The organism is Sphingomonas sp. (assembly GCF_965248875.1).
Taxonomy (GTDB): domain Bacteria; phylum Pseudomonadota; class Alphaproteobacteria; order Sphingomonadales; family Sphingomonadaceae; genus Sphingomonas.
The window spans coordinates 1,602,891-1,624,939 of sequence record NZ_CBDFKR010000011.1 but is presented as its reverse complement, the minus strand read 5'-3'; the positions used below and the strand labels follow the sequence as shown (position 1 = coordinate 1,624,939).

The window sequence follows — 22,049 nt, the reverse complement described above, 5'->3', positions numbered from 1 at the left end:
TAGGCACCACCGCACGATACCTGCGCTTGCCGCCCGCGCCAGAGGGGCCGCCGGCCGGCGCGCATGAATACGATTGCGCTTGCTTGCGACGCCCCGGCGCGGCTGGCACATCGGCGGTATTAGGGAGAGGCGTGTGGCCGGGAACCGGGACGAGGCGATCCGAACGCGCGCCCATGCGATCTGGGACGCCGAGGGCGTTCCCGCCGGCCGCACGCGGCGGCATTGGGAACATGCGGCGCGCGACATCGACGAGGCGCAGGCCGAAGCCGCCGTTTCGCGCGAAACCGGCGCGCGATGAAGAACGGGAGTGGTAGCGTTACAGGCGCGATCCTGGCGACGCCGCCCGTGATCGCGCAGGCGACGGCCGCGGCGCGGCTGGTGGTGGAGAATGTCCGCCCGCGCGTCGAGGGCGGCGACTTCGCGGTGAAGATCGTGACCGGCGAGACGGTCGAGGTGCAGGCGACGATCTTCACCGACGGGCATGAGCAGCTCGCGGCCGAGCTGCGCTGGCGCGCGGTCGACGAGACCGAGTGGCGCTGCGTGGCGATGGAACAGCTGCCCAATGACGGCTGGCGCGCCAGCTTCACGCCCGAGCGAATGGGGCGGCACGAGTATGTGGTCGAGGGCTGGCTGGACCGGTTCGGCGGGTTCCGCCGCGACCTCCGCAAGAAGCTTGACGCCGCGGTCGCGCAGCCGGTCGATTTCACCGAGGGCCGGAGCCTAGTCACGGACGCCATCGCTCGCACCCGCGACGCCGCGCTGCGCCGGCTGGCGAAGCGGCTCGACGGCGACGACGCGGCGGCGTTCCTGGCGGATGAACTGGCGGCGCAGATGCGCGTGGCGGACGACCGGCCGTATGCGTTGGCGAGCCCGCGGCAGCTGGTCGATGCAGAGCGGATCGCGGCGCGCTTCTCCAGCTGGTACGAGCTGTTCCCGCGGTCGATCACCGACGACCCCGCCCGGCACGGCACCTTCGACGATGTGATCGGCCGGCTGCCCGCGATTCGCGACATGGGCTTCGACACGCTCTATTTCCCGCCGATCCACCCGATCGGGCAGACCAACCGCAAGGGCAGGAACAACGCGCTGACCGCCGCGCCGTGCGAGCCCGGCAGTCCCTATGCGATCGGCGCCGCGGACGGCGGGCATGATGCGATCCACGCCGAGCTTGGTGGCTTTCCCGCCTTTCGCCGCCTGATCGCCGCGGCGAAGCAGCACGGGCTGGAAATCGCGCTCGACTTCGCGATCCAGTGCTCGCCCGATCATCCGTGGCTGCGCGACCATCCCGGCTGGTTCGCCTGGCGCCCCGACGGCAGCATGAAATATGCGGAGAACCCGCCCAAGAAGTATCAGGACATCGTCAACGTCGATTTTTACGGCCCCGAGGCGGTCCCGGCGCTGTGGACCGCACTGCGCGACATCGTGCTGCTATGGGTGGGCGAGGGGGTGAAGGTGTTCCGGGTCGACAACCCGCACACCAAGCCGCTGCCCTTCTGGGAGTGGCTGATTGCCGACATCCGCGCCGCGCACCCCGACGCGATCTTTCTGGCCGAGGCGTTCACCCGGCCGAACATGATGTACCGGCTGGCGAAGATCGGCTTCTCGCAGTCCTATACCTATTTCACCTGGCGCGACGGCAAGCAGGAGTTGACCGACTATCTGGTCGAGCTGGCGACGACCGCGCCCAGGGATTTCTACCGGCCGCATTTCTTCGTCAACACGCCCGACATCAACCCGATCTTCCTCCAGACGGCCGGGCGCGCCGGGTTCCGCGCCCGGGCGGTACTGGCAGCGACGATGTCGGGGCTGTTCGGGGTCTATTCGGGGTTCGAGCTGTGCGAGGCGGCGCCCGTCGCCGGCAAGGAGGAGTATCTCGACAGCGAGAAGTACGAACTTCGCCCGCGCGACTGGCAGGCGCCGGGCAATATCATCGCCGACATCACGCTGTTGAACCGGCTGCGACGCGATCATCCGGCCCTGCAGACCCATCTCAACACCCGCTTCTACGCCGCCGACGACCCGAATATCCTGTGGTACGGCAAGCCAGCGCCGGACGGTGGCGAGATGATCCTGGTGATGGTCAACCTCGACCCGCATGCCGGGCACGACACCGGCTTCGACGTGCCGCTCTGGGCGTTCGGCCTGCCCGACGACGGCAGCGTCGCGGTCGAGGACCTGGTCGATGGGTGGCGGTTCCGCTGGGCGGGAAAGCGCCAGACGATCCGCCTGGACCCCGACCAGCCCTACAAGATCTGGCGCATCCGGCCGTGAGGGAGGCGACCGGCCGCGCGGCCGATCGGGCCGTGCTGGAACGCGCGCTGCCCGGCTGGCTTGCCGAGCGGCGCTGGTTCGGGGGCAAGGGCGAGGCGGGGCTGCGCGCGCACCTGCTGCGCGCGACGCCGCTGCCGGGCGCGGACGGATTGGTGTTGGGCGCGGTGCGCGCGGAGACGTGCGAGAGCGCGGCCACCTATGCGGTGCCGACCCACGCCGACCGGCTGAGCGACGGCTTCACCGACCCCGGCTTCGTGCGCTGGGTGGTGGCGCGGCTGGCGGAGAATGCCTGCGTGCCGGACGGCGCGGGCGAGCTGCGCTGCGAGCGGTTCGCGGGATTCGACCTCGCGCCCGGCGCGACGGTCCAGCTGCTGTCGGCCGAACAGTCCAACAGTTCGGCGGTGCTGGGCGGCCGCGCGGTGCTGAAGCTGCTACGCAAGCTGGCGCCCGGCGCTCATCCCGAGGTCGAAATGGCCCGCTATCTCACCCAAGCGGGGTTTGACCAGGTCCCGCCGGTGCTCGGCACGGTGACACGGGTCGAGGGCGACGAACGCTGCTTGGTGATGCTGGTCCAGCGCTTCGTGCCGAACCGGGGTGACGGCTGGTCCTGGACGCTCGCGGCGCTGGCGGACGGGCGCGATTACGGGCCGTTTGCGCGGCGGCTGGGCGAGCGGCTGGCGGCGATGCATGCGGTGCTGGCGCAGCACGCGGACGATTCCGCCTTTGAACCCGAGCCGCTCGACGCGGCCGGGGCGGCGGCGCTGGGCGCACGTGTGACGGCGCAGGTGACGCGTGCGCTCGCGGTCCACCCGATGGCGGCGATCGACCGCGACGAGCTGTGCGCGCGCGCCACCGCGATCGCGGCGCGTGCCGAAGGACAGTGCCGTACCCGCATCCATGGCGACCTCCACTTGGGCCAGCTGCTCGTCACTGAGGACGCCGACGTGGTGTTCATCGACTTCGAGGGCGAGCCGACGCGCTCGCTGGCGGAACGGCGCACCAAGGATGTGGCGCTGCGCGATGTAGCGGGCGTGCTGCGCTCGTTCGACTATGCCGAGGCTAAGGCTGGGCGCACCGACAGCGGCTTCCGCGCCCGCGCCGAGGCGGCGTTCCTGGCGGGCTACGGCGTCGCGTCGCACCCGTTGCTGCTCCTCTTCCTTCTGGAAAAGGCCGCCTACGAGGTGACTTATGAAGCGGCGAACCGCCCCGACTGGGTCGATGTCCCCGCCCACGGGCTGCGACGGATCGCCGCGCAGTTGCTGGAAGAGGGATGAGCCTCCCCGGTCCGGCCCCCACCCTCGGCGAGATCGACCTGCACCTCTTCAACGAGGGGCGGCACCGGCGACTCGCGCAGGTGATGGGCGCGCAGCCGCAGGCGGGCGGCGGCGTGCTGTTCTCGGTGTGGGCGCCCAATGCGCGGCAGGTGGCGGTGATCGGCGACTGGAACGGCTGGGACGGCGGCGCGGACCCGATGCGGCCGTGCGGGTCGTCGGGCGTGTGGGAGGCGTTCGTGCCCGCGATCGGCCCCGGCGCGCGCTACAAATACGACCTGCTCGGCGCGGACAGCGTGTGGACGCAGCGCGCCGACCCGCTTTCGCGCCAGACCGAATGTCCGCCCGCCACCGCCTCGATCGTCGCCGCCGCGCCCGGTTTCGCCTGGACCGACGACGCCTGGATGGCGGCGCGCGGCGCCCGCCAGGCGGCGGACGCGCCGGTCAGCATCTATGAGGTCCATACCGGCTCGTGGCGGCAGGGGCTCGACTGGGACGGCCTCGCCGACCGGCTGGTTCCCTATGCCAAGGCACAGGGGTTCACCCATGTCGAGCTGATGCCGATAACGGAGTTTCCGTTCGGCGGGTCGTGGGGTTACCAGCCCTTGTCGCAATTCGCGCCGACCGCGCGGCTCGGCACGCCCGCACAGTTCGCGCGCTTTGTCGACGCGTGCCATCGAGCGGAGCTGGGCGTCATTCTCGACTGGGTGCCCGCGCATTTTCCTGCCGACGCGCACGGCCTCGCCCGGTTCGACGGCACGCCCCTTTATGAACATGCTGACCCGCGCGAGGGCTATCATCAGGACTGGAACACCCTGATCTACAATCTCGGGCGGCGCGAGGTGGCGGGCTTCCTGCTCGCCAGCGCCGTGTGGTGGCTGGAAACGTTCCACCTCGACGGGCTGCGCGTCGATGCGGTCGCGTCGATGCTGTACCGCGACTATAGCCGCAAAGCGGGGGAATGGGTGCCCAACGTCCATGGCGGCCGCGAAAATCTGGAGGCGGTGGCCTTCCTGCGCGACCTCAACCGGCTGATCGCCGAGCGCGCGCCGGGCGCGATCACGATCGCTGAAGAATCGACCGCCTGGCCCGGCGTCACCGCCCCGGTCAACGACGGCGGGCTCGGCTTCGACTACAAGTGGAACATGGGGTGGATGCACGACACGCTCCACTTTGTCGCGCGCGATCCGGTCCACCGCGCCTGGCACCACAACGAGATGACGTTCGGGCTCGTCTATGCCTGGTCGGAACGGTTCGTCTTGCCGCTCAGCCATGACGAGGTGGTGCACGGCAAGGGGTCGCTCATCGGCAAGATGCCCGGCGACGACTGGCGGCGCTTCGCGACGCTGCGCGCCTATCTGGCGTTCATGTGGGCGCATCCGGGCAAGAAGCTGTTGTTCATGGGCGGCGAGCTGGCGCAGCCGACCGAGTGGAACCACGACGCGGAACTGCCTTGGCACCTGCTCGACGAGCCACCCCATGCCGGGGTGCAGGCGCTGGTGCGGGCGCTGAACGGCTTGTACGCGGCCGAGCCGGCGCTGCACCGGCGCGATGCCGACCCGGTGGGGTTCGCCTGGATCGTCGGCGACGACAGCCGCAACAGCGTCTTCGCTTTCGCGCGGTTTGGCGGCGAAGGCGATCCGCCGGTGGTGGCGGTCGTCAACATGACGCCCGAGCCGCATCACGGCTACGCGCTCGGCTTCCCCGCGGCGGGGCGCTGGCGCGAGGTGCTGAACAGCGACGCGGCGGTGTTCGGCGGGTCGGGCGTCGGCAATCTGGGCGGCGTCGAGGCGGCTGGCGCGCCGCTTCACGACCAGCCTGCGCGCGCGGCGATCACGGTACCGCCGCTCGCGACGATCCTGTTCCGCCGGGACGCGTGAGCGACCTTCACGCGCGGGCCCGGGCGGCGGGGCTGCAGATCGACTGGCAGGACGCGGGGGGACAGGCGCGCCGCGTGTCGGACGACGTGTTGCGCGCGGTCGTTGCCTCGCTGGGCGAGCAGGAGGACGATCGCAAGCCGGTTGCGCCCGCCGAAGCGATCTGTGCGAGCGTCGAAGAACGGACGGGCCGGGCGCGCGTCTGGGGAGCGGCGGCGCAGCTCTATGCGCTGCGCGACGGGCGGGCGCGGGCGTATGGCGACTACGGCACGCTTGCGGGCACAGCGGCCGCGCTCGGACGCGCGGGGGCGGACGTCCTCGCAATCAGCCCGACCCACGCGCTCTTCCCCGCCGACGCGTCACGCTACAGCCCCTATGCGCCGTCGAGCCGGCTTCAGCACAACATCCTCTACGCCGACCCGGCGCTGATCGGCGCGCCGGGGCCGGTCGGCGAGGGGTCGGACCTGATCGACTGGGCGGGCGCGATCCCGGCGCGGCTGGCGGCGCTGCGGGCTGCATGGGCGGGGGCGGGCGAGGCAGTGCGCGCGGCGGTGGCGGCATACCGGGCGGCGGAGGGCGAGGGGCTGGAGCGCCACGCCCGGTTCGACGCGCTGCACGCGCACTTCCTCGCACGGTCGGGGGCGACGGGCTGGCAGGGCTGGCCCGCTGCCTGTCACGATCCGGGAGGGGAGGCGGTCGCTGGCTTCGCCGCCGCGCACGCTGACGAGGTTACATTCTACGCGTTCGCGCAGTGGCTGGCCGATTGCGGGCTGGCGGCGGCTCAGGCGGCAGCGCGCGGGGCGGGTATGGCGACCGGGCTGATCGCCGATTTGGCGGTCGGGGTGGATGCGGGCGGCAGCCAGGCATGGGGCGCGCGCGATACGCTGCTGACCGGCCTTTCACTCGGCGCGCCGCCGGACCAGTTCAACCGCGCGGGACAGAATTGGGGGATCACCGGCCTCGCGCCCGCGGCGCTGCGGCGTGAGAACTGCGCGCCGTTCGCGGCTACGCTGCGCTTCGCGCTGCGCCACGCCGGCGGGGTCCGGATTGATCATGCGCTGGGGCTGAGCCGACTGTGGGTGATCCCCGACGGCGCGGACGCGGCCGACGGCGCGTACCTGACGATGCCGCGCGACGCGCTGCTCGGCGTGGTCGCGGCGGAAAGCCGGCGCGCGGGGGCGGTGGTGATCGGTGAGGATTTGGGCACCGTACCGCCCGGGCTGCGCGCGGCGATGGCGGCGCGCGGGTTGCTGGGGATGCGCGTCCTGTTCTTCGAGCGCGACGGGGAGGGGGGTTTCCTTCCCGCCGCAGCCTATCCGCGCGATGCGGCGGCGATGACGGGCACGCATGACCTGCCCACCGTTGCGGGCTGGTGGGAGGGGCGCGACCTCGACTGGGCGGAGCGGCTGGGGCGCGACCCGGGAACGAACCGCGCCGCGCGGGCCGAGGACCGGCGGCGCTTTGCGGCGGAGGCGGGGCCGGTGGCGGATGCGCAGGCCGCGGTCGACGCCGCGGTCGCGCTGGTCGCGGCCACCCCGTCGGCGCTGGCGCTGATCCCGCTGGAGGACCTGGCCGGCGAGGCAGAGCAGCCCAACCTCCCCGGCACCACTGTCGAGCACCCCAATTGGCGCCGCCGCCTGCCGCTGCCGACCGCCGACCTGCTCCGCCTGCCCGCGGTCGCGTCCCGGCTCGGGACGCTCGCCGCGGTGCGTCCGCATACGAATGAAGAGCGACAGCCGCCGCCGCCGTCGATAGGCCCGGCGGCGAACAGCGAAGGCCCCTCTGTGAATCTCCCGCTCCGCCGCGCCGACTTCCCCGCCGCCACGCTGGCCGACGCGATCCTCGACACCATGATCCACCGGATCGGCAAGGACGCGCAGGCCGCGCGTCCGCACGACTGGCTGGCGGCGACGATCCTGACGGTGCGCGACGACATCATCGAACGCTGGATGGCGTCGACCAAGGCCGCCCACGCCGCGGGCGCGAAGCGGGTCTATTATCTCAGCCTGGAGTTCCTGATCGGGCGGCTGCTCCGCGACGCGCTCGCCAACCTGGACCTCACCGGCAAGATCGCCGAGGCGCTCCGCTCGCTTGGCGTCGATCTGGGGGAGATCGAGGAGATCGAGCCTGATGCGGCGCTGGGCAATGGCGGGCTCGGCCGGCTGGCGGCGTGCTTCATGGAGAGTCTGGCGACGCTCGACCTGCCCGCCTATGGCTACGGCATTCGCTATGTGAACGGGATGTTCCGCCAGCGCATCGACGACGGCTGGCAGGTCGAGCTGCCCGAGAACTGGCTCCAGCACGGCAATCCCTGGGAGTTCGAGCGGCGCGAGAGCGCGTATTTCGTCGGCTTCGGGGGCGAAGTGACGCAGGCGACCGGCGGCGCAGTGCACTGGCGGCCGGGCGAGGCGGTGGAGGCCGTCGCGGTCGACACGCCGGTGGTCGGCTGGCGCGGCGCCAGGGTCAACACGCTGCGGCTGTGGACCGCAAAGGCGTTCGACCCGATCCGGCTCGACCGCTTCAATGCGGGCGACCACGCCGGCGCGCTCGCGGGGCAGGTCCGCGCCGAGACGCTGGTGCGCGTGTTGTATCCGGCCGACTCGACCACGGCGGGGCAGGAGCTGCGGCTGCGGCAGGAATATTTCTTTTCGTCCGCATCGATCCAGGACATCATCCGACGGCACGTCCAGTATTTCGGCGACATCCGCACCCTGCCCGACAAGGCGGCGATCCAGCTCAACGACACCCATCCCGCAATTGCGGTCGCGGAGCTGGTGCGGCTATTGGTCGACCAGCACGAGATCGCGTTCGCGGCGGCGTGGGACATCGCCAAGCGGACCTTCGGCTATACCAACCACACGCTGCTGCCCGAGGCGCTGGAGAGCTGGCCGCTGCCGCTGTTCGAACGCGTGCTGCCGCGGCACATGCAGCTGGTTTATCAGATCAACGCCCTGATCCTGCGCGAGGCGCGTGAACTGGGCACGCCCGACGACGCGATCCGCGCGATCAGCCTGATCGACGAGGCCGGCGAGCGTCGCGTGCGAATGGCGAATCTGGCCTTTGCGGGGTCGCACAGCGTCAACGGCGTCGCGGCGCTGCACACCCAGCTGATGAAGCAGACCGTATTCGCCGACCTCCACCGGCTCTATCCGACGCGGATCAACAACAAGACTAACGGCATCACGCCGCGCCGCTGGCTGCTGGAGTGCAACCCGGGCCTGACCGCGCTGATCCGCGAGGCGATCGGCGACCGCTTCCTGAACGACGCCGAGGCGCTGGTCGAGCTGGACCGCTTCGCCGACGACGCCGCGTTCCAGGGGCGGTTCGCCCAGGTCAAGCACGCCAACAAGGTCGCGCTGGCGGCGCATTTTGCCAAGAAGCTGTCGGTGCGGATCGACCCGGGCGCGCTTTTGGACGTCCAGATCAAGCGCATCCATGAATACAAGCGCCAGCTCCTCAACATCATCGAGACGGTGGCGTTGTACAACCGGATGCGCAGCCATCCCGAGCGCAACTGGACGCCGCGGGTCAAGCTTTTCGGCGGCAAGGCGGCGCCCAGCTATGTCGTCGCCAAGCAGGTGATCAAGCTCGCCAACGACGTCGCGCGCCGGATCAACGCCGATCCGGCGGTAAGCGGCCTGCTGCAGGTCGTGTTCGCGCCCAATTACAATGTCAGTCTGGCCGAGCGGATCATCCCCGCCGCCGACCTCAGCGAACAGATCAGCACCGCGGGGATGGAGGCATCGGGGACCGGCAACATGAAGTTCGCGCTGAACGGCGCGCTGACGATCGGGACGCTGGACGGCGCGAACGTCGAGATTCGCGATCGGGTGGGGGCGGACAACATCGTCATCTTCGGGCTGACCGCCGACGAGGTCGCTGCCCGCCGGGCGGACTATCGCCCGCGCGAGGAGATCGAGCGCTCGCCCGAACTGTCGCAGACGCTGATGGCGATCTGTTCCGGCGTGTTCTCGCCCGACGATCCGCACCGTTACCAGACGCTGATCGGCGAGCTGTACGAGGGCGACCGCTATATGCTCGCGGCCGATTTCGACGCCTATGTCGCGGCGCAGGCCGAGGTCGAGCGGCGCTGGGCGGACCAGGCGGCGTGGCGTGCGGCGGCGATCCGCAACGTCGCTCGCGTCGGCTGGTTCTCGTCCGACCGGACGATCCGCGATTATGCCCGCGACATCTGGCGGGTGATGTAGCCCTGCGGCTCGACGACCTGCGGCGCGAGGGGCTGGGCGGGGCGGCGGCGACGTTTCCGCTGGGCGCGACGCCGGCGCCGGGCGGGATGCGGTTCGCGGTGCGCGCGCCGGCGGCGGAGTCGGTCACGTTGTGCCTGTTCGACAGGGACGGCGGCGGCAGTGGCGGGGGCGGCGAACAGCGGCTGCGCTGCCGGCGCGAGGGCGACCTGCACGTCGTCGAAGCGCCCGGCGTCGGGCCCGGCCAGCGCTACGGCTTTCGCGCGGCGGGGCCGTGGGACCCGGCGGCGGGGCTGTGCTTCGATCCCGCCAAGCTGCTGATCGACCCGTATGCGGTCGAGATAGACCGGGCTTATGCCGCCGATCCGCGGCTCGGCGAGCGCGGCGTCGATACCGCGGCGCTGGTGCCGCGCGCGGTCGTGCCCGCTGCACTGCCGTCCGCCGCCGCGCCGCCGCTGTTCCGGCCGGGGGGGCTTATCTATGAGCTGAACGTCCGCGGCTTCACTATGCGTCACCCCGACGTTCCGCGGAACCAGCGCGGCACGCTGGCGGCGCTGACGCAGCCGACGGTGCTGGCGCACCTGCGGCGGCTGCACGTCGCGGCGGTCGAGCTGATGCCGGTCACCGCCTGGATCGATGAGCGCCATCTGCCGCCGCTCGGGCTGCGCAACGCCTGGGGGTACAATCCCGTGACGCCGATGGCGCTCGATCCGCGGCTGGCGCCGGGCGGCGTGGCGGAGTTGCGCGCGACGGTGGCGGCCCTGCAGGGGGCGGGAATCGGGGTGCTCCTGGACCTGGTTTTCAACCACACCGGCGAGAGCGACCGCGCCGGGCCGACGCTGAGCCTGCGCGGGCTCGATCCGGCGGCCTATGCGCATGCCCCCGATGGGACGCTGGTCAACCATACCGGCACGGGCAACATGCTCGACGCGGGGCAGCCGGCGGTGCGGGCGCTGATCTTAGATACGCTGCGGCACTTCGCGGCGTGCGGCGTGGACGGGTTCCGGTTCGACCTGGGAACGGTGATCGCGCGGGGGCCGGACTTCGACTCCCACGCACCGATCTTCGCGGCGATCGCCGCCGATCCGCTGCTCGCCGACCGGGTGCTGATCGCCGAACCCTGGGACACAGGCCCCGGCGGGTACCGCCTCGGCCAGTTTCCCGCGTCCTGGCTGGAATGGAACGACCGCTATCGCGACGACGTGCGCCGCTTCTGGCGCGGCGACGGCTCGGCGGGTGCGCTGGCGGAGCGGCTGACCGGCTCGCGCGACGTGTTCGGCGGCGGCCGCACGCGGTCGGTGAGCTATGTCGCGGCGCATGACGGGTTCACGCTCGCGGATGTGGTCGCCTACGACCAACGCCACAACGAGGCGAACGGCGAAGGCAATCGCGACGGCGACGCGCATGAGGTGAGCTGGAACGAGGGGGTCGAGGGTCCGAGCGACGATGCGGCGGTGATCGCGCGGCGGCAGGCGGACGTCCGCGCATTGCTGGCGACGCTGTTCGCGACTCGCGGCACGATCATGCTGACCGCGGGCGACGAGTTCGGGCGGACGCAGGGCGGCAACAACAACGCCTATGCGCAGGACAACGCGACGAGCTGGCTCGACTGGGAGGCGCGCGACGTCGCGCTCGAAGCGTTCGTCGCCGGACTCGCTGCGTTGCGCGCCGCGCATCCCGCGCTGGCCGACCCGGCCTATCTGTTGACCGCGGACTGGCGAGCGCTCGACGGCGCGGCGATGACGGCGGATCGATGGACGGGGGCGGACGGCTTCGAGGTGCGCTTCGCCGGCATCGCGATCCGTGTCGACCGGGCCGCGCGCGCGGTCACGCTCAGCGCTGTCGCAGCAGATAGCCCCACGGGCTGAGCGTCACCCGCCCGAGCCCGGGCAGCGTCAGCGTCCTTGCCGCATCCGACAGGTTCGCGACGACGATCACGCCATGGCCCTGCTTCACGCGCCGGAACGCGGCGACATGGTCGTCGCCCGTCTCGATCCACGCCACCGGCGCTCCTGCCGCGCCGTTTGCCAGCGCGGGCAGGCGCTTGAGCGCGAGCAGCCGGGTGTAGAATGGCTGCAGCGCATAGCCGCCCCAGCGGATCGGGTCGCGCTCGAAGAACTGCAGCCGGTTGTTCAGCCCCGCTTCCTGGCCGTCATAGACCAACGGCATCCCCGGCAACGTCGCCGCGAGCACCGCGAAGACGGGCAGGTGGTCCCGGTACAGCTCCGCATCCGATCCCTGCCAGCTGTTCTCGTCATGGTCGCTGGTGAACGCCATGCGATAGGCGTCGGCGGGATAGGCGGTCTGCTCCGCCGCCAGCCATTCGCGCAGGCCTTGCGCATCCGCACGGCCCGCCGCGATGTCGACCAGCCGGTGATAGAGCGACCAGTCATAGGTCATGTCGAACGCCCGGTGCAGGTCGGCGCGGTCCGCCTCCGCCAGCCAGAACTGGCCGGGCTTCACCCGCTCCAGCTCGGCGCGGGCGCGCAGCCAGAAGGCGAGCGGCACGCGCCCCGCCACGTCGCAGCGGAACCCGTCGATCCCCGTCTCGACCAACCAGAACCGCATCGCCGCGATTACCGCCGGCGCGACGCCGGGCGCACGGTAATCGAGCCCGATCACGTCCGACCAATGTTCGACATCATGGCCGTTGTCGTACTCGTAGCCATGGATGCTGCCGTCGGCGCCGCGCTGATACCAGTCGGGGTGCTGCGCCACCCAGGGATGATCCCACGCGGTGTGGTTGGCGACCCAGTCGAGGATCACCTTGAGCCCCAGCGCGTGCGCCTGAGCGACGAAGCCGCGGAAGTCGGCGACCGTGCCGAACGCCGGGTTGACTGCATCATAATCGCTGATGGAATAATAGCTGCCCAGCGTCCCCTTGCGCTCACGCACGCCGATCGGCTGGATCGGCATTACCCACACGATCGTCACGCCCATCCGCTTGAGCCGTGGCAACTGGCGCGCCGCGGCGGCGATCGTGCCCTGTGCGCTGAACTGACGGACATTGAGTTCATAGATCGTCGCGTCGCGCGTCCAGGGCTGGTGGACCACCTCCGCCACCGCCGGCACGGCGAGGAATGGGGCGAGCAGCAGGGCGATGAAGGCAAGGAAGCGCGCGATCACCGGCCCTCCTCCCGGACGCGGAGCATTGCCAGCGCGGCCAGGAGCATCACCCCGGCGGCGAACGCCATCGTCCAGATCGGTTCGTGCGGAAAGAAATGCCGGACGATCGTTCCCATCACTGTCGCCACCAGCAGCTGCGGCACGACGATGAAGATATTGAACAAGCCCATATAGATGCCGAGTTTCGCCTGCGGCAGCGCCGAAGCGAGGATCGCGTAGGGCATGGCCAGGATCGACGCCCAGGCGATGCCAATGCCGACCTCCGCCGCCAGCAGGGTCGTCGGCGTGCGCAGGAAGAAGAAGCTGAGATATCCCGCCGCGCCGAGCAGCAGCGCCAGCGTGTGCGTCCGCGCCTTGCCCAGCCGCGCTGACAGCGGGCGGAGCAGGAACGCGGCGGCGAGCGCGGCGACGGCATTGTACGCGGCGAACAGGATGCCGACCCAGTTGCCGCCCTGATTGTAGGCGTCGCTCGCGGGGTCGCTGGAGCCGTAGACGTACTGCGCGACGACCGGCGTCGTGTAGATCCACATGATGAACAGCGCCGACCAAGTAAAGAACTGGACCAGCGCCAGCCGCTTCATTACCGGCGGCATGCCCGAGAAATCGCCGACAATGTTGGTGAGAAGATTGTCCTTGTGGCCGCGGGCGTAGAGCGCGCCCGCGACCAGCCGTGCGATGCCGTAGGCGGCGACCAGCCCGGCGAGTAGGTACAGTTCCTTCTCACCGTCGAACCAGCTGACCAGCAGCGCGATCGCCAGCCCGCCGACGATCCAGGCGAGGCCGCCGATGGTGGAGGCGGGCGGGACCGGCGGCTCGTCATGCTCGCCGACTTCGCGGTCGTCGAACGCCGCAAGTTCCGCGGGCGAATATTCGCGCGTGGTCAGCACCGTCCACATCACCGCCGCGAACAAGACCGTGCCGCCGAGATAGAAGCTGTAGCGCACCGTATCGGGGATGCCGCCCCCCGGATGCGCGTTGGCGACGCCCCACCGATCGAGCAGGAACGGCGTCGCCGAGCCGACCACCGCGCCTGCGCCGATGAACGCGGTCTGGAGCGCATAGCCGGCGGTGTGCTGGTCCTTGCGCAGCATGTCGCCGACGAACGCGCGGAACGGCTCCATCGACACGTTGAGTGACGCGTCGAGCAGCCACAGCAGCATCGCCGCGGCGAGCCAGCCGGGCGCGTTGGGCATCGCCAGCAACGCCACCGTGGCGCACAGTGCGCCCGCGAAGAAATAGGGCCGCCGGCGCCCGAACCGGTTCCAGGTGCGGTCGGAATAATGGCCGATGATCGGCTGGATGACGAGGCCGGTGAGCGGCGCCGCGATCCACAGCACCGCCAGATCGTCCAGCGATTTGCCCAACGTCTGGAAGATCCGGCTCATGTTCGCGTTCTGCAGCGCGAAGCCGACCTGGATGCCGAAGAAGCCGAACGAGATGTTCCACAGCTGCGCGAAGCCCAGCGTCGGCCGGCGATTGCCCGTCATGCGTCCTCCAGCACCGCGGCGGCCCGCGGCTCCGCCATCGCGTCCAGCGCCGCGTCGTGCGCCGGGAAGTTGCTGCCGCACCGGCCAAGGAAGGCGGCGAGCCCGGTCATGTCCGCGGGCGTCGGTGCCAGCCGCTCCGGGAAGAGGCCATAGCCCGCGAACAGGCAGCCCCAAGACAGCGGCGCATAGATGTCGGCGATCCCCTGCTCATGCACCGCGGCGACCAGGTCGCCGCCGGTGAACCAGCAGGTCATCAGCGCCTTGAGCGAGTCCGACAGCTCGTCATGCCCGGCATTGTCGCGCCAATAGACGGTGTCGGTACGGCGGCTGAGCCGGTAGTGCGCGACGATATAATCGCGCACGCCTTCGTAACGGCGTGCGATGCCGGCGTTGAACGCATCGCGGTGCGTGGGGGCGAACCCCCCCGCTTCCCAGGCACGGATGAAGCCCTCCACCGTCGCCTGGACCAGGTGCAGCGCGGTCGCCTCCAGCGGCTCGATGAAGCCCTGGGCGAGCCCGACCGCGAGGCAGTTGCCGGTCCAGCTCGTCTCGACCCGGCCCACCCTCATGCTCAGGTGCCGCGCCGGGACATCGGCGTCGAGCAGCCCCAGCCGCGTGCGCAGCTCGGTCTCCGCCGCGTCGGGCGACAGATAGGCGGACGAAAAGACGTAGCCGTTGCCGGTGCGGTGGGTCAGCGGGATCGACCACGCCCAGCCGTTCGTCAGCGCGGTCGCGGTGGTGTGGACCGGCGTCGCGGCGGCGCGGGGCGTCGGGATCGTAACGGCACGGTCGTTGAACAGATTGGCGGCGAAGGGCAGAAAGCGGACGCCCAGCGCACCCTGCGCGATCGCGGCGCGGAAGCCGCTCGAGTCGACGAACAGGTCGCCCGCGATCCGCTCACCCGCCTCCGTGACGAGGTGCGCGACCTGACCGTCCGCTGCGACGGCGACCTCCTCGACGCGGCGCTGGAGGTGGGTGACGCCGTGGCTGACGGCGTGGTCGCGCAGGACCTGACCGACAAGGTGCGCGTCGAAGTGATAGCCATAGCCCTGTTCGAAGGGGAAGTTCTCGCCCGCCAGCGGCGCGCGGCCGTGGGTCGAGAGCCAGCTGTTGAGGAAGAACGCGTCGGGATGCGCGGGCACGTCGCGGCCCTGCCGCCGGGCGAGCGCATAGGCGTGGAAACCGGGCTCGGTATGGAGGTCGACCGGCCCGGCGAAGGGGTGGACGTAGCGATCGAAGCCCGGCCGGTCCGACCAGCCCTCGAACGCGATCCCCGCTTTGTAGGTCGCGTGCGCGGCGGGCATCCAGTCGGCGTCGGCGATCCCCAGCCGCGCGAAGAAGGCGCGGAGCTGCGGGGTCGAGCCCTCACCCACGCCGACGATGCCGATCTCCGGGCTCTCGACCAGGGTGATGCGGGCGGCGGGCCATGCCTGCGCCATCAGGCACGCCGTCATCCACCCGGCGGTGCCGCCGCCCAAGATGACCACGGCCGGGGCTGGTGTGCTCACCCGAACAGCCAGGCGAAGATGTCGTCCAGCCGCGCCGCCCAGGCGTTCTCCTCATGCGCCGCGCCCGGATAGACGCTGCTCTCGAAGTCGCGGCCCCGCCGCCAGCCGAGTGTGGTCAGGTCGGCGTCGATCGCCTCCTGCCACGGGCCATAATTGGCATCGAGCGTCAGCGTGCCGTGATCCATCCACAGCCGCCGCCCCGCGGGTGCGCCCAAGTGCGCCATCAGATACTGCCCCCATAATCCCAGCACATCGGCGTCGGCGGGCAGCTCGCTGGGCATCGCGAGCAGCCAGTGCGTCGACACGCAGGCGGCGCGGCCGAACACGCGCGGATATTCGACGAAGCCGTAGCAGGAGATCAGCCCGCCCATGCTCGATCCGACGATCGCGGTGTGCGCGGCGTCGGCGCGGGTGCGATAGCTGCGGTCGATCAGCGGCTTCAGGTCGTGGACCAAAAAGGCGAGGTAGGCGTCGCCGGTGATCGGCCCATGCACCTGCGCGTCGAACGCACGGCGCAGCGCGGGGCTGCCCATCTCGTACACCCGCTGCGGGAAATACTGGCGATAGCGCGCCGCGCCGGGATGGTCGATCGCGACGACGATGACCAGCGCGATGCGGTGCGCGGCGATGAGCCGAAGAACTGCCCTGTCCGCAGCCCAGACCTTGTTGAAGCCCGATCGCGCGGGGAAGAACACGTTCTGCCCGTCGTGCATGTACACGACGGGGTAGCGGCTGCGTCCCGCATCATAGCCGGGGGGCAGCCAGACGACGACATGCGGCGGCGCGATCCGCGTCGTCGGGACGGCGGCGATCTCGACGAAGCGGCCGGTGTCCTCGGCCCGCGCAGCGCCGCCCCACGCCAGCGCGAGCAGCAGGGCGAGGAGCCACCTCACCGCAGCCGGCCCGGCGCGACGAAGCGGATAGCTTCGCCACCGCCCGGCGCGAGGGGCAGGTCGAGCGTATCGCCGCGGCGGACGGTCCGCTCCTCGATCGTGATCGCGTGGCGCGCGTCGCTGCGATAGTCCGCGCCCGGTCCGTCGCGATAGATTTGCGCGCGGTACGTCCTGCCCGCATCGAGGAAGTCGAGCCTGACGGTCAGTGTCCGCGCATTCTCGTCGGTCACCGCGCCCAGGTACCAGTCGGCGCTGCGCCGGTCCTTGCGCACCACGGTGACGTAATCGCCCAGCTCACCGTTGAGCACGCGCGTGTCTGACCAGTCCGCCGGCACCGCGCGCAGGAACGGCATCAGCGCCGGATATTGGGCGTAGTGCTCGGGTGTGTCGGCCAGCATCTGCACCGGCGAATAGAGGACGACGTAGAGTGCCAGCTGCTTGGCGACGGTCGACAGAATGTTGCTGTCGTGGCTGCCTTTCAGGCTGACGACGCCGGGCGTGAAGTCCATCGGCCCTTCCAGCATGCGCGTGAAGAACAGGTTCGCCTCATGCTCTGGCGGGTTCTTCCCGTCCCAGCTGTTATATTCCATCCCGCGCGAGCCCTCGCGCGCCAGCCAGTTGGGCCAGGTGCGCCTCAGCCCGGTATCCTTGACCGGCTCGTGGCTGTCGATCCCGACGTGGTAGCGCGCCGCGGTCTGCACCACGCGGAGATAGTGGTTCACCATCCACTGGCCCTCGTGCCACTCGCGATGCTGCGCACCGTCGGGGTCGACGCGCTCGATCTGGCCGGCGTCGGTGACATAGCCGGTCTTCACCACCGGTTCGCCATGCGCGTGCGCAAAGGCAAAGGCGCGGTCGAGCCGGCTGTCGTAATGGCTCGCCGATCCGCCGGTTTCGTTGTGCCCGATCAGGTACACGCCCCGCGCACGGCCATAGGCGGCAAGCGCATCGGCGTCGAAGTCCGGCGTCGGCCGGTCGAACTCCATCGCGTTGCCGTTGCCGAACCAGTCGCCGTCCCACCCGACATTCCACCCCTCGACGAGGACGCCGGGGATGTGGTTGGCGGCGGCGAAGTCGATATAGCGTTCGACATTGGCGGTGGTCGCCCCATGGTTGGGCCCGGTAGCCCAGCTCCAGCGTCCGGTGATCATATTCCACCACACGCCCACGAACTTGCCGGGCTGAAGCCAGCTGGTGTCGGCGAGCCGCGACGGCTCGTTCAGGTTGAGCTCGATGTGCGACATGTACAGGCCGGGGGCGTCGTCGGCGATGATGATCGTTCGCCACGGCGTCGCGAACGGCGCGTCGCGCGTGACCGCCGGCGCGCCCGAGCCAGGGGTCAGCACCGCGCGCAGCCGGTTGCCGTCGGCGCGGCGCAGGTTCATCCCCGCATAGTCGACCAGCGCCGCCTCGTGGATCGCCAGATGCGTGCCGTCGGCGAGCCGCAGCGTGATCGGCGTCGCCGCCGTGCCGACCGCCGCGAACGGCGTCTTGTGGTAGAGATATTCCTCGCGATTCCATTCAAACGCGGGCTTCCACAGCGCCGTGGCATCCCCTTGAGCGGAAACCGGGATCGCGAACTCGGTCAGCTCGTCGGCGATGTGGACGGTGCCCATCGCCGCCTGACGCGGGAGGACATAACGGAAGCCGACGCCATCGTCGAACAGCCGGAACACCAAGTCGATCTCGCGCCGCGCATCGGTCTTCTCGCGCAACCGCACCGTCAGCTCGGTGTGCCGGTCGCGGATCGTCGTCCATTCGCCGAACGGCTGGGTCCAGCTGGCGTCGGCGCTGGCGTGCGCCGTGCCGATCGCCTCCAGCCCGCGGTCGAACTTGCGCGCGTCGGTGAACTGGAAGCCGAGCGCGCTGTCGGCGATCACCGGCGCGCCGCGGCGCGTGATAGCATAGCTCGGGCGGCCGTCATTGTTGAGCGACACGGTAACACGGATCGTGCCGTCGGGCGACGTCGCGGTGGCGACGGGTTCGGCCAGCGCCGGGGTCGCGACCAGCAGCATGAGGAAGGCGAGCAGCAGCCTCATCGCGCGGCGCACACGGCGTAACCGAGGGCGGGGAGCGAGACGGCCACGCTCCCCGGCGCCGCCGCATGGGGCGCGCAGCCGCCGACGAGCGCCTGCCAATCGGCCGAGCGGACCTCCACCGGCACCCGGCCGGTCACCGGCCCCGCCGCAGTGTTGTAGAGCACGAGCACCTCCTTGCCGCTGACGGGATCGAAGCGCGACAGCGCGATTAGCCCGGGCGCCTCGCCCTCCACCCGTATCACGGTGCGCCCGCGCGTCAGCGCCGGCGTGCTCCGGCGGATGCGGGCGAGTGCAGCGATCGCGCGGAACAGGGGATTGTCCTCGCCGAAATGCGCGGTGGCGGTGGTGGTGGCGGTGCCGAGCAGCGGCTGGTCGTTATAGGAAACGACCTGCGAGGCGAACATGTCCTGTCGCGCGTCCTGGTCGTTGCCATGGCCGACGAACCCCTGCTCGTCGCCCGAATAGATCGTCGGCACCCCGCGCAGCGTGAGCAGCATGGCATGGCCCAGCACCGTGCGCGCCAGCAGCTCGCGGTCGTCGATCGTCGGCCGCCGTCGGCGGATGAACAGCGCCAGCCGTCCGACATCGTGGTTGCTGACGAAGGTCGGCAGCCGCCGCGCCGCCGCGGCGCCGCCGTCGTAAAGGATATCGGCCGCGACCAGACGGGTCAGCGCCTCGCCGCCGCGGCCACTGACGGCACCGGTCACCGCGTTCTGGAGCGCATAGTCGAGTACCGCCGGCATCGCGTCGGTCCGCGTGTGTTCGGCGAGCAGCGCGGGATCGAAGTCTTCGGTATAGACCTCGCCGAAGACATGGAAGTTGGGAATGCCCCGCGCCCGCGCCCGCGCCTGCATGGCGGGGACGAACTCCTGCCAGAATTCGGGGTTGACGTGCTTGGCGGTGTCGATGCGGAAGCCGTCGACGCCGAACCGGTCGATCCACCCGCCGAACACCTCGATAAAGCCCGCCACCACGCGCGGGTTTTCGGTCGCGATGTCGTCCAGCCCGGCGAAGTCGCCATGGGTGATGCTCTCGCCATGCCAGTTCGAATCGCCGCGATTATGGTAGTAGCGGATGTCGTTGAGCCAATCGGGCGTCTTGGCGTGCTCCTGCCCGGCGGGGATGTAGGGCTGATAGGCGAAGTTCATGTCGGTTAGCCGTGCGAAGTTGGCGGCGGTGCGCACGCCTTCGCCCGCGAAGCCGGGGTTGATCGGCGCGCCGCCGACGCCGCCGCGCCGCTGGAACGGATAGTCCCCCGTACCGCGATAGGGGCAGTTGCCCGGGCAATCGCGATAGCGGATCACGTCCGCGGTGTGGTTCACGACGATGTCCATATAGACCTTCATGCCGCGCGCGTGCGCCGCATCGACCAGCGCCTTGAAATCGGCGTTGGTGCCCAGGTGCGGATCGATCTGCGTGAAGTCGGTGATCCAATAGCCGTGATAGCCCGCGCTCTCCTGCCCCGGCGGGCCCTGCACGGGATTGTTGCGAAAGATCGGCCCGACCCAGATCGCGGTCGCGCCCAAGTCCTGGATATAGGGCAGGCGGTTGAGCAGGCCCCGCAGGTCGCCGCCATGGTAGAAGCCCTTGGCGGTCGGGTCGAAGCCGGTCTGCAGCCGGTCGCCCGTGAGCCCGCCACGGTCGTTCGACGGGTCGCCATTCTCGAACCGGTCGGGGAGCAGGAAGTAGATGACCTCGTCTTCGGGCAGCCGCGCGCGATAGTCGGACGCCGCCGGGGGATTGGACACGGGCGTCGGCACGACGGGGGTCTGAGCGGGCAGGGCGGCGGCGAGCAGGACGGCGGCGAGCAGCGGCAGACGGATCATGCGGACTTCCTGACGGCGGGTGCGACCAGCGCGTCGACAAAGGCGCGGTGAGCGGGCAGCCCCTCTGCCTTGAGACGGCAGGCGCGCGCCAGCGTGGCGAGATAGGGACCGATCTCGGCGCCGGTGACGTCGTCGGCCAGCGGCGACCAGCCGCGAGGCGTAATGCCCTGGCCGAGCATCACCTGCGCCCAGCTGTCGTCGAGGAACAGCTCGTCGGCCTCGCGCATGAACGCGCCCGACTGGCGGAACAGTGCGATCTTTTCGGCCAGCACCGGAGGCAGGTCCATCGCCCGGCAATGGTCCCAGAACGGCTCACCGACGCGCTCGTTGGCGACGTAATGCAGCACCAGGAAGTCGCGCACCCGCGCCCACTCGATCGCGGACAGCCGGTTGAACGCATCGCGCGCGGTGCCGTTGTCGGCCAGGTCGCCGGACAGCACGTCGAGCAGCCGGCCGATACCCGACTGGACGAGGTGAATGCTGGTCGACTCCAGCGGCTCCATGAATCCCGCCGCGAGCCCGAGCGCGACGCAGTTGTGCGACCAGAACTGCGCGCGATGGCCGGTGGTGAAGCGGATCGGCCGCGGTTCGCCGAGCGCCGCGCCGTCCAGATTGGCAAGGAGCAGCGCCGCCGCCTCGTCGACGCTGGTGAAGGCCGAGCAGAAGACGTAACCGTTGCCCATGCGGTGTTGGAGCGGAATGCGCCACTGCCACCCCGCCGGCCGGGCGGTCGATCGCGTGTAGGGGGTCAGCTCCGGGACCGACGCGCACGGCACCGCCAGCGCGGCGTCGCACGGCAGGTAGCGAGTCCAGTCGGTGAAGGGCACGCCCAGCGCCTCGCCGAGCAGCAGGCTGCGGAAGCCGGTGCAGTCGATGAACAGCCCGCCCTCGACCCGCCGCTCGCCGTCGAGACGCAGCGCCGCGATATCGCCCGTCGCGCCGTTGCGCTCGACTGCGGCGATAATCCCCTCGACCCGTTTGACGCCGCGCGCCTCGGCATAGTCGCGGAGCAGGCCCGCGAACAGCAGCGCGTCAAAATGGTAGGCATAGGCAAGGTCGGGCAACGCGCCGCCCTTCTCGCCACCGCCGATCGCGAACCGCCGTCCCCGCGCCGCGGCGACGTTGACGCTATAGTCGCCGTAATCGCCCGCCACCCCCAGCGCGCGGCCGCGCAGCCAGAGCTGGCGGAAGGGAATTAGGCCGATGCCGCGGCCGACCTGGCCGAAGCTGTGGAGATAGGCGTGCCCCGCCTGCTGCCACCCGTCGAACTCTATTCCCAGCTTGAAGGTGGCGTTGGTGCGGCGGACGAACTCGGCCTGATCCAGTCCCAGACCGACCAGAAGATTGTGGATCTGCGGGATCGTCGCCTCGCCGACCCCGACTGTGCCGATCGCATCGGACTCGACCAGCGTGATCTGAGCATGGCGTCCAAGGAACCGGGCGAACACGGCCGCCGCCATCCACCCCGCGGTGCCGCCGCCGGCGATGACGATGGGGAGCGGGGCGCGATCGGTCATGGCAGTAGAATAGCACCTTGGGGCCCAGC

13 protein-coding genes and 1 pseudogene are annotated in these 22,049 nt (G+C 70.4%); 7 read left to right on the top strand and 7 right to left on the bottom strand.

The features are described from left to right. Positions 1-133: 133 nt before the first annotated feature. From ACP2AD_RS15085 to glgX, 7 genes and pseudogenes are all read left to right on the top strand, one after another. Positions 134-298, top strand: coding sequence for a DUF2934 domain-containing protein (locus ACP2AD_RS15085; protein ID WP_425230859.1), 165 nt, complete (start codon positions 134-136; stop codon positions 296-298). After that, on the top strand, positions 295-2,271 hold the full coding sequence (locus ACP2AD_RS15080) for an alpha-1,4-glucan--maltose-1-phosphate maltosyltransferase (RefSeq protein WP_425230858.1): 1,977 nt from the start codon (positions 295-297) through the stop codon (positions 2,269-2,271). The genes ACP2AD_RS15085 and ACP2AD_RS15080 overlap by 4 nt, the downstream gene beginning before the upstream one ends. After that, complete coding sequence (locus ACP2AD_RS15075) at positions 2,268-3,545, top strand: phosphotransferase (RefSeq protein ID WP_425230857.1); 1,278 nt, start codon at positions 2,268-2,270, stop codon at positions 3,543-3,545. The genes ACP2AD_RS15080 and ACP2AD_RS15075 overlap by 4 nt, the downstream gene beginning before the upstream one ends. Next, positions 3,542-5,422, top strand: a complete 1,881-nt coding sequence (gene glgB, locus ACP2AD_RS15070) for a 1,4-alpha-glucan branching protein GlgB (RefSeq protein WP_425230856.1) — start codon at positions 3,542-3,544, stop codon at positions 5,420-5,422. Before ACP2AD_RS15075 ends, glgB begins: the two co-directional genes overlap by 4 nt. Then, positions 5,419-7,059, top strand: a pseudogene (gene malQ, locus ACP2AD_RS15065) (4-alpha-glucanotransferase); the annotation flags it as partial. The gene glgB and the pseudogene malQ, both read left to right, overlap by 4 nt. A gap of 210 nt (positions 7,060-7,269) precedes the next feature. Next, on the top strand, positions 7,270-9,627 hold the full coding sequence (locus ACP2AD_RS15060) for a glycogen/starch/alpha-glucan phosphorylase (RefSeq protein ID WP_425231186.1): 2,358 nt from the start codon (positions 7,270-7,272) through the stop codon (positions 9,625-9,627). 59 nt (positions 9,628-9,686) lie between these two features. Further along, positions 9,687-11,492, top strand: a complete 1,806-nt coding sequence (glgX, locus tag ACP2AD_RS15055; protein ID WP_425231185.1) for a glycogen debranching protein GlgX — start codon at positions 9,687-9,689, stop codon at positions 11,490-11,492. Here the strand turns inward: glgX and ACP2AD_RS15050 are convergent. Genes ACP2AD_RS15050 through ACP2AD_RS15020 form a run of 7 tightly spaced genes read right to left on the bottom strand, consistent with a single transcriptional unit; the run spans position 11,458 to position 22,020 of the window. After that, the gene (locus ACP2AD_RS15050) at positions 11,458-12,750 is read right to left on the bottom strand and encodes an alpha-amylase family glycosyl hydrolase (protein WP_425230855.1); all 1,293 of its coding nucleotides are present in this window, start codon (positions 12,748-12,750) and stop codon (positions 11,458-11,460) included. The two genes, glgX and ACP2AD_RS15050, sit on opposite strands and share 35 nt — an antisense overlap. Then, the gene (locus tag ACP2AD_RS15045) at positions 12,747-14,237 is read right to left on the bottom strand and encodes an MFS transporter (protein ID WP_425230854.1); all 1,491 of its coding nucleotides are present in this window, start codon (positions 14,235-14,237) and stop codon (positions 12,747-12,749) included. Before ACP2AD_RS15045 ends, ACP2AD_RS15050 begins: the two co-directional genes overlap by 4 nt. Beyond that, positions 14,234-15,745: a tryptophan halogenase family protein gene (locus tag ACP2AD_RS15040; protein WP_425230853.1), complete on the bottom strand. Its 1,512-nt coding sequence runs from the start codon at positions 15,743-15,745 to the stop codon at positions 14,234-14,236. The genes ACP2AD_RS15045 and ACP2AD_RS15040 overlap by 4 nt, the downstream gene beginning before the upstream one ends. Next, positions 15,742-16,638, bottom strand: a complete 897-nt coding sequence (locus ACP2AD_RS15035; protein ID WP_425230852.1) for an alpha/beta hydrolase — start codon at positions 16,636-16,638, stop codon at positions 15,742-15,744. The genes ACP2AD_RS15040 and ACP2AD_RS15035 overlap by 4 nt, the downstream gene beginning before the upstream one ends. Further along, positions 16,635-18,677: a glycoside hydrolase family 97 protein gene (locus tag ACP2AD_RS15030; RefSeq protein ID WP_425230851.1), complete on the bottom strand. Its 2,043-nt coding sequence runs from the start codon at positions 18,675-18,677 to the stop codon at positions 16,635-16,637. The genes ACP2AD_RS15035 and ACP2AD_RS15030 overlap by 4 nt, the downstream gene beginning before the upstream one ends. After that, entirely contained in the window at positions 18,674-20,503 is a 1,830-nt protein-coding gene (locus ACP2AD_RS15025) for an alpha-amylase family glycosyl hydrolase (RefSeq protein WP_425230850.1), read from the bottom strand. Before ACP2AD_RS15025 ends, ACP2AD_RS15030 begins: the two co-directional genes overlap by 4 nt. Beyond that, positions 20,500-22,020, bottom strand: coding sequence for a tryptophan halogenase family protein (locus tag ACP2AD_RS15020; RefSeq protein ID WP_425230849.1), 1,521 nt, complete (start codon positions 22,018-22,020; stop codon positions 20,500-20,502). Before ACP2AD_RS15020 ends, ACP2AD_RS15025 begins: the two co-directional genes overlap by 4 nt. Positions 22,021-22,049: the final 29 nt, after the last annotated feature.